A 15,495-nucleotide genomic window follows, 5' to 3' on the forward strand; every position below is an offset into this window, starting at 1 on the left:
TTATGTATAAAGCATTTTTTAAAAGATTGATTGATTTAGCAGCTTCTATAATAGGTTTTATTATTTTAATACCTGTTATATTACTTGTTATTGTTGTTTCATATATTATCCATAAAGGAAACCCGTTTTTTTTTCAATGGAGACCTGGTAAAAACGAAAAAGTTTTTAAAATTATTAAGTTTAAAACAATGAATGATTTAAGAGATACTACCGGGGTTCTTTTACCAGATGCGGCTAGAACAACAAAATGGGGGGCATTTTTAAGAAAAAGTTCTTTAGATGAGATTCCACAGCTAATTAATATTATAAAAGGAGATATGAGCCTTATAGGACCAAGACCTTTAAGGGTTTCGTATTTACAGTATTATACTGAAAAAGAAAAGTTAAGACATAATGTAAAACCAGGTGTTACAGGGTTAGCACAAGTATCTGGTAGAAATAAATTAAGTTGGGATGAAAAATTGGCATTTGATGTTGAATATGTAGAAAAAATGTCTTTTTTGTTTGATCTCAAAATCCTGTTTAAAACCATAAAAAAAGTATTGTTTCCCTCAGACATTAATATAGATTTACAGACCAATAGCGCATTAGATGTATATCGGACTCAAACAAAAATCAACCAAAACTAATTTTTTTTAAATGTTACATCCTATCACAGACACTTTTGCCATTTATAGAGATGATGTATACCCTTATTTGGGTGGGGGAAACAAAGCAAGGAAAATGATGGCTTTAGATCATTTCATAAAAAGCAATGGATATAATGCGATTGTTACTACTGGGGCTATTCAATCAAACCATTGTAGAGCTGTAGCAATTTATTGTAAAAAAAATAATATTGCCTGCGCTCTTGTTTTGCATGGAGGAGAGGATAATTTTTATAGTCAAGGGGGGAATGCCAAAATAATAAGAAGTTCCGACTCAAAATTGATTTTTTCTCAGCCAATTGATATTTCAAAAAAAATGGATAAGGCAATGAGCGACTATAACATTAAGGGATTAAAGCCTTATTACTTAGTTGGAAGTGGGCATACACTTGAAGGAGGAAAAGCTTATATTGATGTAGTAAAAGATATTGCCAGTAGTGATTTTATACCAGATTATATTTTCTTAGCATCAGGATCGGGAAGTACACAGGCAGGTATTTTAGCTGGGTTGTCCAAATATAATGTACAGAGCAAAGTAATTGGTATTTCGGTAGGTAGAAAGAAAAGTATTATTGAAAATGATATTAAGAGATTTTATGGTAAGCTTTGTGATGAATATCAAATTCCTAAAACGTATAATGAATTTGTAGTTACAGATGATTTTTTATGCCAAGGCTATGATAAATACAATCCAGAGATTAAAACCATTTCTGAAAATTCGTTAACTAAATACGGCGTTATATTAGATACCACCTATACAGCTAAGGCGTTTTATGGTATGGAACAAATAATATTGAAAAATAATCTAAGTTCGAAAAAAATTCTTTTTTGGTACACTGGAGGTATTTATAACTATTTTGCTAAATGATTAAAGTCATTGAAAATAAAAATGAATGGAATAATTATTTATTGAAAATGGATAGTTATGATTTTTATCATACCTACGAATACCACAACGCTCTTAAAAGCGAAAATGACTCCCCTATTTTAATTACCTATAATGAAGAGGATGTTGAAATAGCTATTCCTTTTTTAAAGAGAAAAATAAATAATTCTGAACATTTTGATTTAACATCAGTACATGGTTATGTAGGTCCTGTTTCATTGAAAGTTGATAATAAATTCAATACATCGAGATTCTCCAACAAACTTCTTGAGTTTTTAAAGAAAGAACAAATAGTTTCAGTTTTTTCAAAAATGAATCCTTATATAAAAACTCAAGAAAAGATATTATCCGGTTTATTTGATATCCAAACAATCGGTGAACTCATTTTTTTTGATCAGGAAATGGACAATGAGAACCAAATACTCTCATACAAGCGAAACACAAAACAAAGAATAGCACAATTAAAGAACAAATGTACTATTCAGGAGGTAATAATAGAAAAAGATTTACAACACTTCATTGATTTGTACCATGATAGTATGAAGCGACTTAATGCTGATAAGAAATTCTTTTTTGATGAAAACTATTTTAAAACACTTTCTGAATCTAAATTATTTAATACTAAGTTACTTATTGCCATCAACAATAGCAACAAAGATATTATGGCAGGTGTTTTTTGCACAAATACTAAAGAAATTGCCCATATAGAATTGGCATTTACAAATGAACTATACTTTAAACCAAGTCCTGTTAGGATTCTGTTTGATAAATGTAGAGAGCTTTATAAAAATAATACAATAAAATACTTAAACTTAGGTGGAGGCTCTGGTGGTAGAACAGGATCTTTAATGTCTTTCAAAGCATCATTTACCCAAAATTATGTTGATTGGAAAGTATGCAAATTAATTGTACTTCCAGAAATATATAATAGTTTAATTACAAACGAACAAAAAAAGGATGATTCGGGGTACTTCCCCAAATACAGATTGGAATTGTCTAACTAAAAAATAAAAAATTGAATATATTATTTACCTGCGCAGGAAGAAGAAATTACTTAATAAATTATTTTAAGGAATCCCTAAATGGAAAAGGAAAAGTTGTCGCTGCAGACAATCAATTAACAGCACCATCATTAGTAGATGCTGACATAGCAGTAATAGTTCCAAGAATTACAGATCCAAAATATATTGAAGCACTAGAAACTATTGTTAAGGATTACCAAATAGATGCCATCATCTCCCTAAACGATTTAGAGCTTCCAATATTAGCAAAAAACAAACTAAAACTTGAAACTTTAGGGACCAAAGTTATCATCTCAAACGATAATATTGTAGATATAGCTTTTGATAAATGGAAAACATTTCTCTTTTTTAAAGCCTTAGCCATAAAAACACCCAAAACATACTTAACCATAGGAGATGTACTTGAAGCTATAAATAACAAAGAACTACAATATCCTTTAATTATAAAACCTAGATGGGGAAGCGCTTCCATTGGTATTGATATTGCCGAAAACGAAGAAGAACTCCTACTCTGTTATAAATTACAACATATTAAAATATTGAAATCTATTTTAAATGAAGCAAGTGCAGCAGACAGGGAACGTAGTATTATTATACAAGAAAAAATTAATGGTGATGAATACGGAGTTGATATTTTAAATGATTTAAAAGGAAATTATTATGGGACATTTGTTAGAAAAAAACTAGCAATGCGTTCTGGCGAAACAGATAAAGCCATATCTGTTATTGATGAGGAATTCACAGCACTTGGTGCTCTAATTGGGAGAAATTCAGGACATGTAGGAAATATGGATTGCGATTTCTTTGTTGCTGATGGAGAAGTTTACTTCCTGGAAATGAACCCTAGGTTTGGAGGTGGTTACCCCTTCTCTCATGAAGCAGGCATCAATACCACCTCAATATACGTTTCTTGGCTTAGTGATGATTTTGATGTTGATAAATACAATAATTTTAAAGCAGATATGATGTTCTCGAAGTGTGATCGGATTATTAAAATCGATATTAAATAAAAACTTACAAAACCAATAAACAATATGAGCTTTTTATCAAGTATAAGACAAACTCTTTTTTGGTCAACTGACACCATAAGAGGTGGAGCTATAAAAAAACATTACAACGAAATTAAACTTATTAACGAAAACAAGCAATCCACTGAAGCTAAAATATTAAAAGGCAAATATTTAGTAAGGCTACTTAATCATGCCATAAAAAACACAAATTTCTATAGTGAAGCTGCTAAAAAGGCTGATCTTAGTTCTTTTCCTGTAATAAATAAAGACATAATTAGATCAAATTATGAAAGTTTTCAATCGAAAGAATTTTTAAACAAAAAAAACATCCAAGTATCTACTGGGGGGTCTACTGGTACTCCTTTTAAATTATTCCATAATAAAAACAAGCGCAATAGACACTTGGCTGATAATATTTATTTTGCTGAGAATGGTGGATATCAATTAGGAGATAAATTGTATTTAATTAGGGCATGGCATAAAACAGGAACGAAGTATCTTATTCAATCTTTTAAGAGAAACATAAGATTATATGGTGTAATTAATTATACCGATAAAGATATGGCTAAACTATTACTTGATATGCAAACAGATAAAAATAACAAATCAATTGTTTGTTTTGCCTCTATGTGTGATATATTAGTTAATTATCTTGACAATTCTGCAACAGAAGAACAGCTAAATGGTTTAAATATAAAGTCTATAATTACAGATGGAGATGCGCTTAACGTAGTTACAAAAGATAAAATGCAGTATTATTTTAAGACGCCAACAGTGGCCAGATATGGCAATATGGAGTGTGGTATTATGGCACAGCAATCTTATTCTGGAGGGCATGAATATCAATTAAACGAAGCTAGTTATTATTTTGAAGTACTCGATTTAAAAGAAGACAAACCTGTTAAACCTGGTGAAGTTGGTAGAATTGTTGTAACCGATTTATTTAATTATTGTGTTCCTCTTATTAGATATGATACAGGAGATTTGGCTAGTTATAATGTAGTTAATAATGTTACTGTTTTTGAAAGAATAGAAGGAAGAAAAGTAGATTTAATTTACAACACTAGTGGTGACATTTTATCACCTTATATGGTTGTGCAAAAAATGTCTGAATACTCTGAATTAAAACAATTTCAGTTTGCTCAAAAGGATAAAAAAGAATACATCTTTAGGCTTAACCCTTGGACATCCTTTAACCAAGAGCAAGAACTAATAGCAGACAGTAAAACATATTTAGGAAATGACGCAAATGTAACCATTGAATATGTAGAAGAAGTGCCTTTATTATCTTCAGGAAAAAGAAAACAAGTTATTAATGAAATGAATTAATTTATATTTTTTAAAACACAGTATCTATGATTGGCCTTGTAAAAAAAGTATATTCCATATTATTAAAAATTAGAAATAATATATATATAATAAAAGAAAAAAGACAAGGTCTTGATTTTACTGAGGTACTAAGTTTAGAACAATTAGGCTTATCAGATGAAAACTCCTATTATTACCAAACGGCAGGCAGCAATAGAGTTAAAAAAATATTATCATCTATGTCTATCACTGAAAATGATAATTTTATAGATTTTGGGTGTGGAAAAGGCAAGATTTTATACATTATATCTAAAAATTTTCCTTTTAGAAAGGTAGATGGGGTTGAAATATCAAAAAAACTATGTGACATTGCTATTGATAACATGAAAAAACTAAATGTTTCAAACGTAAATATATACAATGAAGATGCAGTGCATTTTACTGATATAGATATTTATAACTATATCTATTTCTATAACCCATTTCCTGCTACAGTTATGAAAAGCGTTATGGATAATATTGGAAAAAGTTTAGAGCGTGTTCCAAGAAAAGTTACTATCATTTATTTTAACCCCACGTGTCATGACCAAATAATTAGTTCAGGAACTTTTAAAGGGTCAGCAAACAAATGGAGAGTTTTCGTTTATAAAAACTTTTAATTTTTATAAATTTTATTTTTCAAAATATAGTTTACAATGTCATTGGCAATCAAAGACCTTCCATAATCGTTCCAATGTTGGTCAAAAATAAGGGTAGTTGGTTTTTTTCCGGCTTTTTCAAAAGAAGCTGCATGGTCAATATAATTAAAATTTTCTTGTATTAAATAGTTCAAAAACTCCTTGCTAGTCTTTCTACTATCAATTAGAAATGTGATTTTATCCTTATTAATGTCATACTTTGTAGTAAGCCATTTAAAGTTATCTAAAAATAGCGCATCTTCATTTATTTGGGTATCCTTTTGGGTTTCTTTTTTGTCATTGCTACCATTTTTTAATGACAAAATATTTCGGTGTAATTCTTTAACAGATTCCATGGCTCCTATGTTCAAAAGATATACAACTAATTTTGATTTTCTAAAAGCCATAAAGAAAGGCTGTCTTACAACAAATGAGTAATTTTTTCTTCGTAAATCTTTTTCATATTTTATTCTTATAATAATATGATCAATCAAATCAAAGGTTTTTTTGTTATTGGCTATTATATGCATTTGGTCAGCGAAATCGTTTGATGAATGTCCGTATTCATAAACTTCAATGTCTTTTATTTTTTTTTCAATTTTATTACCTACTGATTTATTGAAATTTTGATGAAAACCTTCTATATAGGAATCACCCAAAAGTGCGAGTTCAAATTTATCTTTACTTGGCTTAAATTCTCTATATGAATTATAGCCAGAACTATTTATTTTATATTCAGTATAGACCTGACGTCTATTTCCGTAAACGGAATAACCAACCTGTTGAGGGTACCATTTATAAATACCGTTTTCATCGGCATATTCTTCCGGTAATTCATTGTATAGATGAAATACACGTACAATAACCTCCAACATTAGTAATATTAAGATTAAGTAAAATGTACTTTTTACAACTAATTTTTTCATCTTCTTTAAAATTGAAAATAAATGAATGATCTATCAACATTGCTATCATAAAATAGTAGCATCAATAAAATTACTAAAGTATATATAACAAACCTAACCACTTTTGATTTAAATTTAAATGGTGAACGTTCATCTTTACGTATAATATATTCATAAATTACGAACAAAACAATCAATATATAATAGTCAATCATCCTGTATCCCATCGGATGATTATAAGTTCCATACGAGAAATCAGTAAAAATTCTATTTATAAAACCAAAGGCTGCTGTTATTGATTCCGACCTAAAGAATATTCTAGAAAAAGTAACAATGCTAAAGGTTAAAAGCACCTGCCCTATTTCTGTTAATGTTGGAAAAAAGGTATTTTCCCCCACTACTGAATCTTTATAAATTGCATTTCTGCCCATTAAAAAAACAGGAATAAAGGCTAATGCGTGAAAACCACCCCAAAATATAAACGTCCAGTTAGCACCATGCCAAAATCCACTAACTAAAAATACAATACAAATATTTCTAACAGATTTCAACTTACTTACTTTTGAACCTCCTAGTGGGATATAAACATAATGTCTAAACCAGGTGGAAAGAGAAATATGCCACCTTTGCCAATACTCAGCAACATTTCTTGAAAAGTTAGGGAATTTGAAGTTAGACATGAGTTCAACACCAAAAAGTTTTGCTGTACCTATAGCGATATCAGAATATCCACTAAAATCTCCATAAACTTGAAAACTAAACATCACAACCCCTAAAATAAGCGTTGATGCCGGATAAGTAGCGTAATTTGTAAATATATCATCCACCATTGGAGCTAAAGCATCGGCAATTACCACTTTTTTAAATAAACCCCATAAAATCAACTTCAAGCCACTTACTGTTTGGTCGTAACTAAAAGTACGCTTGTTTAATATCTGTGATAATAAATTAGAAGCCCTTTCAATAGGGCCTGCTACTAATTGTGGGAAGAAACTAACAAAGGCTGCAAATGATAAAAAATCATTAGTTGGTTTTAATTTTTTATAATATACATCAAATGAATATGACATGGTTTGAAATGTATAAAAAGAAATACCTACAGGCAGAATAACACGCAAGGTCCAAGTGCTTTTTATTTCATACCCTAATAGAGAGACCATATCTACCCATGAATCAACAAAAAAGTTGTAGTATTTAAAAAAACCTAGAAGACCAACATTGAAAATAACACTAACCCAAAGCCAAGATTTTCGTTTATGCTTATCCTCTAAAGAATCTATTTTTAAAGCTACATAATAATCAACTATAGTACTTAATAAAATCAAAGACAAAAACCTCCAGTCCCAAAGACCGTAAAAAATATAACTAGCTATTAAAATTAGGATGTTTTGAGCTTTTAAATGTTTTTTAAAAACAAACCAATAAAGAACAAAAACAATAGGAAGGAATATAAAGAACTCTAAAGAATTAAATACCATACAAAACTATTATAAACGTAAGTTAAATTAGTGAAAAAGCTAAAGTACAAACTTCATGTATTAGTTAACGAACAACAAAAAAAATCTTTAAATAACTTAATAAAACTATAATCAGTAAATAGAGCAAAAAAAAAAGCTATTTCTTAATTGAAATAGCTTTTTTAAACTTATTCGAGTGGATTACAACTCATTAAAAATGGAATGCATTAATCGTTTTTTGTCGTTGATGCTTTCTTCTAAAGAAATCATGGTTTCTGTTCTGTAAACACCTTCAATATCATCTAACTTGAATATGATTTCTTTGGCATGCTCTGTACTACGTGCTCTAATTTTGCAGAAAATATTAAACTTCCCAGTGGTAATATGCGCTACAGTAACAAATGCAATTTCATTAATACGCTCAAGTACAAATTTAGTTTGCGAAGTATTATTTAAATAAACACCTACATATGCTATAAATGAATATCCAAGTTTTTTATAATCTAACATCAATGATGAGCCTTTAATAATTCCTTGCTCCTCCATTTTTTTTACACGTACGTGAACTGTACCTGCTGATATTAATAATTTTTTTGCAATGTCTGTAAACGGAATTCTTGTGTTATCAATTAACATGTCAAGAATCTGATGATCAATTTCGTCTAATTTAATTTTCCCCATAATTAACTATTCTTAAATATAAATCAAAATTAATACATTTTTACTAATAATTACGCATAATACATACACTTTATTTCGGTAATAATGAGATTTTTTCATTATTCATTATTACGAAAACGTTTTCGTAATCAACTTTCAATAATTCCCTTTCAAAACTAAGTACCTCTAAACTATTAGCTTGAATCGTTTTATGCGCAAAATAGGCTTCTAAATTTTCTATTTTATCAACTTTAGGAATGAAATGGATTTTATTTTCAATTAATTTTTCTTGATATAAGATTCCAACATCTGTTATAACATCTCCTATTTTAGCATTCTTAATAATGGTGTCAAAAAATAATTTTTCATTTTCTGGAATTTCCAAATACGATTCATAATGAACGCCTGTAACTTCATTTTTTGATATATAATCCAACGAAGCCATATAAGCCATATAAATAAAACTTCTCGTCTCATCCCTAGCGTAATCATCAGCATAGTGCCCTGCTTCAAACAAAATTGTAGGCACATTTTCACTTTGAAAGGTATCGCCAACACAATTTATATTAAACGCATCATCATAAACCCCAACTTGATTGGGAATAACTTCTTGTAAAGCCGCATTCATCACCGCTATAACCTCCATAGCTATTTTTCTGTTTGGTGTTATAGTACATGCCTCATCTTGAGCTGGTGCCAAAAACGATACAGTTGCTGGCTTATTTACGTTTCCAGCACTAAAAATAGTGCGTTGTCCATGTAAATTATAACAAAAATGAGGTTTAAAAGCCTTAAAAACATTTCTAAGCACTTTGCTTTCCGGCTGTGTTAAATCTTGAGCATCTCTATTTAAATCAATTTGATTGGCGTTAATCCTTGTATATGCATTGGCTCCATCAGGGCTTAATATAGGTATGATATACAAAGTACAAGAACTTAATATATGTGTAACATCTGGCTCGTCGCTTAAAAGGGTGTTTAAAAGATCGAACAATGCTTTAGTGGTGGTAGATTCATTTCCATGCATTTGAGACCACATAAGTATACGCTTGTCTCCATTACCAATTTTAACACCATAAATGGGGTTGTTTAAAACAGAGTGCCCAATAGTTTCAATTTGCAATTTATTAACCATGTTATCCAACAAAGGTTCAATGTGCTTATTGGTAATATAACGGTGGCTTAAACCTTGTTCTTTATACTTAAAAAAAAGTGCTTTAATATGTTCTGTTTGCATCCTTGTTATTTATGACACAAATGTAAACAATTACAAATTTACATTTGTAAACATTTAATTTAGTTGTTTTGTTTACAATGTTATACATTAAATCAGTCTATTTTGTTAGATATGTAAACAATATAAGTTTTGTTTTATTTAAAATGCAATAATTTGTTGCTTTTCAGTTATTTATATATTATTATATGAAGTTTTAGTTTATTATTAATGAATTTTTTATCCACCAATGTGATTTATTCTAACGATAATTGATTACATTTGTAACACAAAGATACATTTGTAATAGTTACAATGATAAACACAGAGGATTTTACTAAAAGACTACAGCAAGTGATAGATTATTACGGAGAATCCGCTTCTTCTTTTGCTGAAAAGATTGGCGTACAACGCTCAAGTATTTCGCATATTTTATCCGGCAGAAATAAACCAAGTTTAGAATTTGTTTTAAAAATACTTTCGGCATTTCCAGAAGTTGAATTGTATTGGTTACTAAATGGCAAAGGTGAATTTCCTTCAACAAAAAAAGCAGCAGCACAAAATCTTAGCTCAATAACATCAGTACCGTCTCCCTCCCCAAAAATTGAAAAAGAAATAGAATCCAAAATTAATCACGACAAAACAATTGAACGGATTGTTATTTTTTATTCTGATGGAAGTTTTAAAAATTTTCAGAATTAAAACTATTTAAGTTTAGTAATTTTGTGCGGAAATACAAATACATGAAATTCCTTTATCTCTTAATTTTATTTAGCCTGTTTAGCTGTTATGAAACAACACGCAATTGCACTGATTTTAAAACAGGTGAATTCTATAGCGAAGTAACTATTGACGGCGAATTATTTAAATCGAAATTTAAACGCACAGAAACGCTCCAAATTGAAACTTACAATAAGAAAACTGACTCCTCTCAATTACGCTGGATTAATGATTGCGAGGTTGTTTTCAAAACCATAAACCCTAAGAATATGGCAGAACAAAAGGATATTCATTTGAAAATTCTAACAACAACAGACTCTTCATACACTTACGAATACTCCTATGTTGGTGAAACAAAAAAACAAAAAGGAGTTGCTTACAAAGTAGCGGCTAATTGAAAGGGTATAAAAACGACTCCACTAAGTTAAATGTTAACTGCTTATCTTCATTTATTTGGTAGGTTATGAATAATTCTCCCCAATAATGGCCATCTGAGAAATCGGCAATAATCCATTTATGATTTAATAATTTGATGGTGTTGATCATCATTCGTTTTCCTTCTTCAGAAGCGTACGGAATAATAGGGTGTTCCCCTTTCTCTTCATTTAATTTATAGAGCTCATCTTTTATCAAAGGCACCAATTCTGCCACATTATAACCTTGGTTTTCAAAATAACTGATGGCGTCTTCATTTCTTTCAAAATTAAAATGCGATAAATCTAAATTATCATCCTGCAAAACAGCAACGGAATCTTTATAACGTTTCGCTTGTTCTTTATAATTTTCTAATTTATGGTCCATATCTTCAAAAACCCGTTTGGCATTCACATACTGAAACAATATCAGTAATATGCAAAAAACGAATAGGTACATAAAAATTTTCTGTTTCATGGGTGTGTTTTATTTTAAAGGGCGCATGCTGTTCATTAATAACCTCTCTTTGTCAAGGCTGTTTTTTAACATGCTCCTTACTTTATTAAATTTAAATTGTTATTTCTAAACCATCATAGGCCAAAAATACGTTTTCTGGTAATGTTTTTTCAACAGCATCATGAAATCCCAACATGTGGCTAATGTGCGTTAAGTATGCTTTTTCCGGTTTTACTTTACTAATAAATTGAAGTGCTTCTTCTAAATTAAAATGAGATTGATGTGGCTCAATCCTTAAGGCGTTAACCACTAATACTTTTATATGTTTTATTTTTTCAATTTCTTTCTCACTTACCGTTTTCATATCGGTTAAATATGCAAAATCATTGAATTTGAAACCAAAAACCTGTAGCCTATCATGCTTCCCTTTTACAGGTACCACCTCTAAGTTATTTAAAACAAAAGGTTTGTTTTTTATACGGTTTGTAATAACGGTAGGCGCTCCAGGGTATCTGTTTTTTGTGGCGAAAATATAATCAAAACGTATTTTAAGAGATTTTAAAACGCGCCTATGTGCATAAATAGGAATATTACCTTGTTTGAAATAAAAAGGCCTGATATCATCCAACCCTGAAGTATGATCGGAATGTTCGTGTGTAAACAAAACGCCATCAATTTTAGTACATTGGGCGCGTAACATTTGATATCTAAAATCCGGACCGCAATCTATTACATAAGTAAATCCGTCCCATTCTACCAAAACAGAAACACGTAACCGTTTGTCTTTTTTATTATCACTCAAGCATACAGGATGTGTGCTTCCTATAATGGGAATGCCTTGCGAAGTTCCAGTACCTAAAAATGTTATTTTCAAAAAATTTAACTTTACTTTTTTTAATTTATTTCACTTAACTGCCTATTTTTAAAAATATTCATCACTTAAAACAGCTATATTAACAAAAATCAATAATTTAACATCAACTATTTTATAAAAAAAAGAAAATAATTGAGTCATTTTACGTGTTCGCTAAAAGCGTTTCAAATCTACTAACAAAATTAGAGTTATTTTTTTATTTGTTCTATTATTTGATACCTTTGTTAACATAATTATGTAACCCAAATAGTAACATGGAAATTACCTTAAAGGGAGATAGGGAATTTGAAGAAATTCCTTCATTAAAAACCAAAGCACTTCGCATTAACCTAAATGAAAATATTTATGGCACTTTTGCGGAAATAGGAGCTGGTCAAGAAACTAGTAGGCATTTTTTTAGAGCTGGTGGTGCCTCAGGAACCATAGCAAAAGCCATGTCTGCTTACGATAAGGCTTTTAGTGATGCTATTTATGGAGCTGAAGATGACGGACGCTATGTTACAGAAACCCGATTAAGGAAAATGCTTAATCATGAAATTGACCTTATAGAAAAACGTCTTTCTAGAAAAGATTACCCTAATAAAATGTTTTTTTCATTTGCAAATACGGTAACTACCATCGATTTTGCAAAGCAGTTTAAAGGCCATGGTTGGATTGGAATTAAATACCAAATTGAACAAAACCAAGAGTATAATGATATTATTTTGCATATTCGTTTTAAAGAAACTGATGCGAGACTACAACAAGAAACACTTGGCGTTATTGGCACAAATTTAATTTATGGTGCTTTTTACAAATACAACGAACCAAAAAAACTACTCCGTTATTTATACGACCATTTAGACAAAGATCAACTAGAAATTGATACTGTTAATTTTTCCGGACCTTTATTTAAAAATGTGGATAACCGATTAATGAGTTTACAACTTGTTAAAAATGGCATGACGGATGCCGTAATGTTTGGGCCAGATGGAAAAAACGTACTCCCAGCGCGTGTATTTTACAAAAAAAATATTTTAGCCTTTAGAGGAAGTTTTAGACCTGTAACTCAAGTAAATATAGATATGTATGAAAATGCGTATAAAATGTTTATTGCCGAGAAAAAAGTTGACCCTGAAAATACCGAAGTTGTTTTTGAAATCACACTTTCCAACTTGCGTGCAGAAGGCGAGATTGATGAACAAGATTTTATGGATAGAGCTGACTTGTTGTGTTCTCTAGGACAATCAGTTATGATATCTAACTTCCAGGAATACTACAAGGTGGTTGAGTATTTTTCCAATTACACAAAAGCGAGAATGGGTCTAGCCATGGGTGTTAGTAATTTGGTCGATATTTTTGATGAAAAATATTATCGCCATATGAGTGGCGGTATTTTAGAAGCATTTGGTAAATTATTCTTTAAAGATTTGAAAGTTTACTTGTACCCAATGATTGATGTTGCCACAGGAGAACTTATTACCAGTGAAAATTTGAAAGTGTATCCGCGTATGAAAGAACTTTATAAATTCTTTAAATACAACGGAAAAGTTATTGATATAGAAGATTATGATAAAAAATGTTTAACCATATTCTCACGAGAGATTATGCAACAAATTGCTAATGGAGAAAGTGGCTGGGAGGATAAGCTACCAGAAGGAATTGCCGATTTAATTAAAGATTACCGAATGTTTGGTTACACACGAAAACCTTTAGTTTTACATAAGCGGAGAAAAATAAATAAATAATAAAGAGGCTGTCTGAAAAGTATCAACAAGTGTCATTCTGAATTCATTTCAGAATTTTAACTCGTTGATAATCAATATTTATTAGAAACTGAAACAAGTTCAGTTTGACAATATATAGACTTTTCAAACAGCCTCTTCTTTTACTCCAATATTTGGGCAGCATGCATTTTTGCCTTAACAGCATCAATAACACGTGCTACTTTGCCTTCTTCATCTATTACAAATGTTTTTCTATGAATGCCATCAAACGTTCTGCCCATAAACTTTTTCGGTCCCCAAACACCAAATGCATTAATCATAACTTTATCAACATCAGCAATTAAAGGATATTGGAAATCGTGCTTCTTTTTAAAATTAGATTGCTTTCTTTGGGTATCGGCGCTAACTCCCAATATTTCATACCCCGCATCCAATAATTCTTTGTAATGGTCTCGTATGTTGCAGGCTTCAACCGTACAAGTAGGCGTACTTGCAGCCGGATAAAAAAAGACTACAAGTTTTTTTCCTTTATAATCTGATAGTTTTATAATGTTTCCTTGTTCATCAAATACCTCGAAATTTGGTACGGTATCGCCTTGTTTTAATGTGTTCATAATAGTAACTTTGATTTTTACAAACATACAACATGACAAAGGATAAAAAGGTAGAATTCATAATAAAAACTCTCCAGGAATTATACCCTACCATACCCATTCCATTAGACCACAAAGACCCATACACCCTATTGATAGCGGTTTTAATGTCTGCACAGAGCACCGATGTTCGCGTCAATCAAATAACCCCTTTATTATTTAAAAAAGCTGATAATCCGTATGATATGGCAAAACTTTCGGTTGAAGAAATTAGGGGAATTATAAAACCCGTTGGCTTGTCTCCTATGAAAAGTAAAGGTATTCATGGACTTTCTAAAATTCTAATTGAAAAACATGATGGAAAAGTACCTCAAAGTTTTGAAGCCTTGGAAGCATTACCTGCTGTTGGACATAAAACGGCAAGTGTGGTGATGTCTCAAGCATTTGGTGTGCCGGCATTTCCTGTTGATACACATATACATAGATTGATGTACCGATGGAATTTGACGAATGGAAAAAACGTGGTGCAAACAGAAAAAGATGCCAAAAGATTATTCCCCAAAGAACTTTGGAACGATTTACACCTTCAAATTATATGGTACGGTCGTGAATACTCGCCTGCACGAGGTTGGGATTTAGAAAAGGATATCATTACAAAAACCATTGGAAGACAATCGGTAATTGATGATTATTATAAATTAAAAAGCCCTAATAAATAAAATAAATATTAGGGCTTTTCACCACTCAGTTTAGAAGCGCTTCAAACTTCATCTTATTACAATTTATAACACTTAAAGCTTTTGAGTAGTTTAGAATAAAGTTAACCGTTTCTTTTCGCGGTTCTAATTCGTTCAAATTTTTAATAGAATTTCCAGAGTAAAGTTTTGCCATTTTAATAATTTAAGGTTCAATTTAATTTATTAACGCAGCTAATTTTACTTTATTGT

General features: G+C 30.5%; 17 protein-coding genes. 10 read left to right on the forward strand and 7 right to left on the reverse strand.

Annotated elements, in window-relative coordinates:
• Nucleotides 1-2 precede the first annotated feature (2 nt).
• Genes J8H85_RS01470 through J8H85_RS01495 form a run of 6 tightly spaced genes read left to right on the forward strand, consistent with a single transcriptional unit; the run spans nt 3 to nt 5,532 of the window.
• Nucleotides 3-629, forward strand: a complete 627-nt coding sequence (locus J8H85_RS01470; RefSeq protein WP_209651937.1) for a sugar transferase — start codon at nt 3-5, stop codon at nt 627-629.
• Between the two features lie 10 nt (nt 630-639).
• Nucleotides 640-1,515 (forward strand): 1-aminocyclopropane-1-carboxylate deaminase/D-cysteine desulfhydrase, encoded by an 876-nt coding sequence (locus J8H85_RS01475; protein WP_209651939.1) that lies wholly within the window; start codon nt 640-642, stop codon nt 1,513-1,515.
• Entirely contained in the window at nt 1,512-2,537 is a 1,026-nt protein-coding gene (locus J8H85_RS01480; RefSeq protein WP_209651941.1) for a hypothetical protein, read from the forward strand. Before J8H85_RS01475 ends, J8H85_RS01480 begins: the two co-directional genes overlap by 4 nt.
• 11 nt (nt 2,538-2,548) lie before the next feature.
• Complete coding sequence (locus J8H85_RS01485) at nt 2,549-3,565, forward strand: ATP-grasp domain-containing protein (RefSeq protein ID WP_209651943.1); 1,017 nt, start codon at nt 2,549-2,551, stop codon at nt 3,563-3,565.
• A gap of 24 nt (nt 3,566-3,589) precedes the next feature.
• Nucleotides 3,590-4,894, forward strand: a complete 1,305-nt coding sequence (locus tag J8H85_RS01490; RefSeq protein ID WP_209651945.1) for a phenylacetate--CoA ligase family protein — start codon at nt 3,590-3,592, stop codon at nt 4,892-4,894.
• 26 nt (nt 4,895-4,920) lie between these two features.
• On the forward strand, nt 4,921-5,532 hold the full coding sequence (locus J8H85_RS01495; protein ID WP_209651947.1) for a methyltransferase domain-containing protein: 612 nt from the start codon (nt 4,921-4,923) through the stop codon (nt 5,530-5,532).
• Here J8H85_RS01495 and J8H85_RS01500 read toward each other — a convergent pair.
• From J8H85_RS01500 to J8H85_RS01515, 4 genes are all read right to left on the reverse strand, one after another.
• On the reverse strand, nt 5,529-6,476 hold the full coding sequence (locus J8H85_RS01500) for a hypothetical protein (RefSeq protein WP_209651949.1): 948 nt from the start codon (nt 6,474-6,476) through the stop codon (nt 5,529-5,531). The two genes, J8H85_RS01495 and J8H85_RS01500, sit on opposite strands and share 4 nt — an antisense overlap.
• A gap of 5 nt (nt 6,477-6,481) precedes the next feature.
• Complete coding sequence (locus J8H85_RS01505) at nt 6,482-7,933, reverse strand: MBOAT family O-acyltransferase (protein WP_209651951.1); 1,452 nt, start codon at nt 7,931-7,933, stop codon at nt 6,482-6,484.
• A gap of 180 nt (nt 7,934-8,113) precedes the next feature.
• Nucleotides 8,114-8,593: an Lrp/AsnC family transcriptional regulator gene (locus J8H85_RS01510; protein ID WP_209651953.1), complete on the reverse strand. Its 480-nt coding sequence runs from the start codon at nt 8,591-8,593 to the stop codon at nt 8,114-8,116.
• Between the two features lie 70 nt (nt 8,594-8,663).
• The gene (locus J8H85_RS01515) at nt 8,664-9,809 is read right to left on the reverse strand and encodes a M14 family metallopeptidase (protein WP_209651955.1); all 1,146 of its coding nucleotides are present in this window, start codon (nt 9,807-9,809) and stop codon (nt 8,664-8,666) included.
• Nucleotides 9,810-10,100: 291 nt separating this feature from the next.
• Between J8H85_RS01515 and J8H85_RS01520 the strand changes: the two genes are divergently transcribed.
• Complete coding sequence (locus J8H85_RS01520) at nt 10,101-10,487, forward strand: helix-turn-helix domain-containing protein (protein ID WP_209651957.1); 387 nt, start codon at nt 10,101-10,103, stop codon at nt 10,485-10,487.
• Nucleotides 10,488-10,528: 41 nt separating this feature from the next.
• Complete coding sequence (locus J8H85_RS01525; protein ID WP_209651959.1) at nt 10,529-10,903, forward strand: DNA topoisomerase IV; 375 nt, start codon at nt 10,529-10,531, stop codon at nt 10,901-10,903.
• On the opposite strand, the gene J8H85_RS01530 is transcribed toward J8H85_RS01525, so the two are convergent.
• Entirely contained in the window at nt 10,896-11,396 is a 501-nt protein-coding gene (locus J8H85_RS01530) for a hydrolase (RefSeq protein WP_209651961.1), read from the reverse strand. The genes J8H85_RS01525 and J8H85_RS01530 overlap by 8 nt on opposite strands.
• Nucleotides 11,397-11,487: 91 nt before the next feature.
• Nucleotides 11,488-12,249, reverse strand: coding sequence for an MBL fold metallo-hydrolase (locus tag J8H85_RS01535; RefSeq protein WP_209651963.1), 762 nt, complete (start codon nt 12,247-12,249; stop codon nt 11,488-11,490).
• A 254-nt stretch (nt 12,250-12,503) separates the two neighbouring features.
• On the opposite strand from J8H85_RS01535, the gene J8H85_RS01540 reads away from it, so the two are divergent.
• Nucleotides 12,504-13,976 (forward strand): TonB-dependent receptor, encoded by a 1,473-nt coding sequence (locus tag J8H85_RS01540; RefSeq protein ID WP_209651965.1) that lies wholly within the window; start codon nt 12,504-12,506, stop codon nt 13,974-13,976.
• A gap of 140 nt (nt 13,977-14,116) precedes the next feature.
• On the opposite strand, the gene bcp is transcribed toward J8H85_RS01540, so the two are convergent.
• On the reverse strand, nt 14,117-14,569 hold the full coding sequence (bcp, locus tag J8H85_RS01545; RefSeq protein ID WP_209651967.1) for a thioredoxin-dependent thiol peroxidase: 453 nt from the start codon (nt 14,567-14,569) through the stop codon (nt 14,117-14,119).
• A gap of 32 nt (nt 14,570-14,601) precedes the next feature.
• Between bcp and J8H85_RS01550 the strand changes: the two genes are divergently transcribed.
• Nucleotides 14,602-15,267: an endonuclease III domain-containing protein gene (locus J8H85_RS01550; RefSeq protein WP_209651969.1), complete on the forward strand. Its 666-nt coding sequence runs from the start codon at nt 14,602-14,604 to the stop codon at nt 15,265-15,267.
• The last annotated feature ends 228 nt before the right edge of the window (nt 15,268-15,495 follow it).

Origin of the sequence: Mariniflexile gromovii, from assembly GCF_017814435.1 — a bacterium.
Classification (GTDB): Bacteria; Bacteroidota; Bacteroidia; order Flavobacteriales; family Flavobacteriaceae; genus Mariniflexile; species Mariniflexile gromovii.

Bases quoted from the DNA above. Each gene is read 5' to 3' on its own strand.
- J8H85_RS01495 (WP_209651947.1), top strand. From the start codon at position 4,921: ATGATTGGCCTTGTAAAAAAAGTATATTCCATATTATTAAAAATTAGA.
- J8H85_RS01470 (WP_209651937.1), top strand. From the start codon at position 3: ATGTATAAAGCATTTTTTAAAAGATTGATTGATTTAGCAGCTTCTATA.
- J8H85_RS01550 (WP_209651969.1), top strand. From the start codon at position 14,602: ATGACAAAGGATAAAAAGGTAGAATTCATAATAAAAACTCTCCAGGAA.
- J8H85_RS01530 (WP_209651961.1), bottom strand. From the start codon at position 11,396: ATGAAACAGAAAATTTTTATGTACCTATTCGTTTTTTGCATATTACTG.
- J8H85_RS01475 (WP_209651939.1), top strand. From the start codon at position 640: ATGTTACATCCTATCACAGACACTTTTGCCATTTATAGAGATGATGTA.
- J8H85_RS01480 (WP_209651941.1), top strand. From the start codon at position 1,512: ATGATTAAAGTCATTGAAAATAAAAATGAATGGAATAATTATTTATTG.
- J8H85_RS01540 (WP_209651965.1), top strand. From the start codon at position 12,504: ATGGAAATTACCTTAAAGGGAGATAGGGAATTTGAAGAAATTCCTTCA.
- J8H85_RS01525 (WP_209651959.1), top strand. From the start codon at position 10,529: ATGAAATTCCTTTATCTCTTAATTTTATTTAGCCTGTTTAGCTGTTAT.
- bcp (WP_209651967.1), bottom strand. From the start codon at position 14,569: ATGAACACATTAAAACAAGGCGATACCGTACCAAATTTCGAGGTATTT.
- J8H85_RS01500 (WP_209651949.1), bottom strand. From the start codon at position 6,476: ATGAAAAAATTAGTTGTAAAAAGTACATTTTACTTAATCTTAATATTA.
- J8H85_RS01510 (WP_209651953.1), bottom strand. From the start codon at position 8,593: ATGGGGAAAATTAAATTAGACGAAATTGATCATCAGATTCTTGACATG.
- J8H85_RS01515 (WP_209651955.1), bottom strand. From the start codon at position 9,809: ATGCAAACAGAACATATTAAAGCACTTTTTTTTAAGTATAAAGAACAA.
- J8H85_RS01490 (WP_209651945.1), top strand. From the start codon at position 3,590: ATGAGCTTTTTATCAAGTATAAGACAAACTCTTTTTTGGTCAACTGAC.
- J8H85_RS01505 (WP_209651951.1), bottom strand. From the start codon at position 7,933: ATGGTATTTAATTCTTTAGAGTTCTTTATATTCCTTCCTATTGTTTTT.
- J8H85_RS01520 (WP_209651957.1), top strand. From the start codon at position 10,101: ATGATAAACACAGAGGATTTTACTAAAAGACTACAGCAAGTGATAGAT.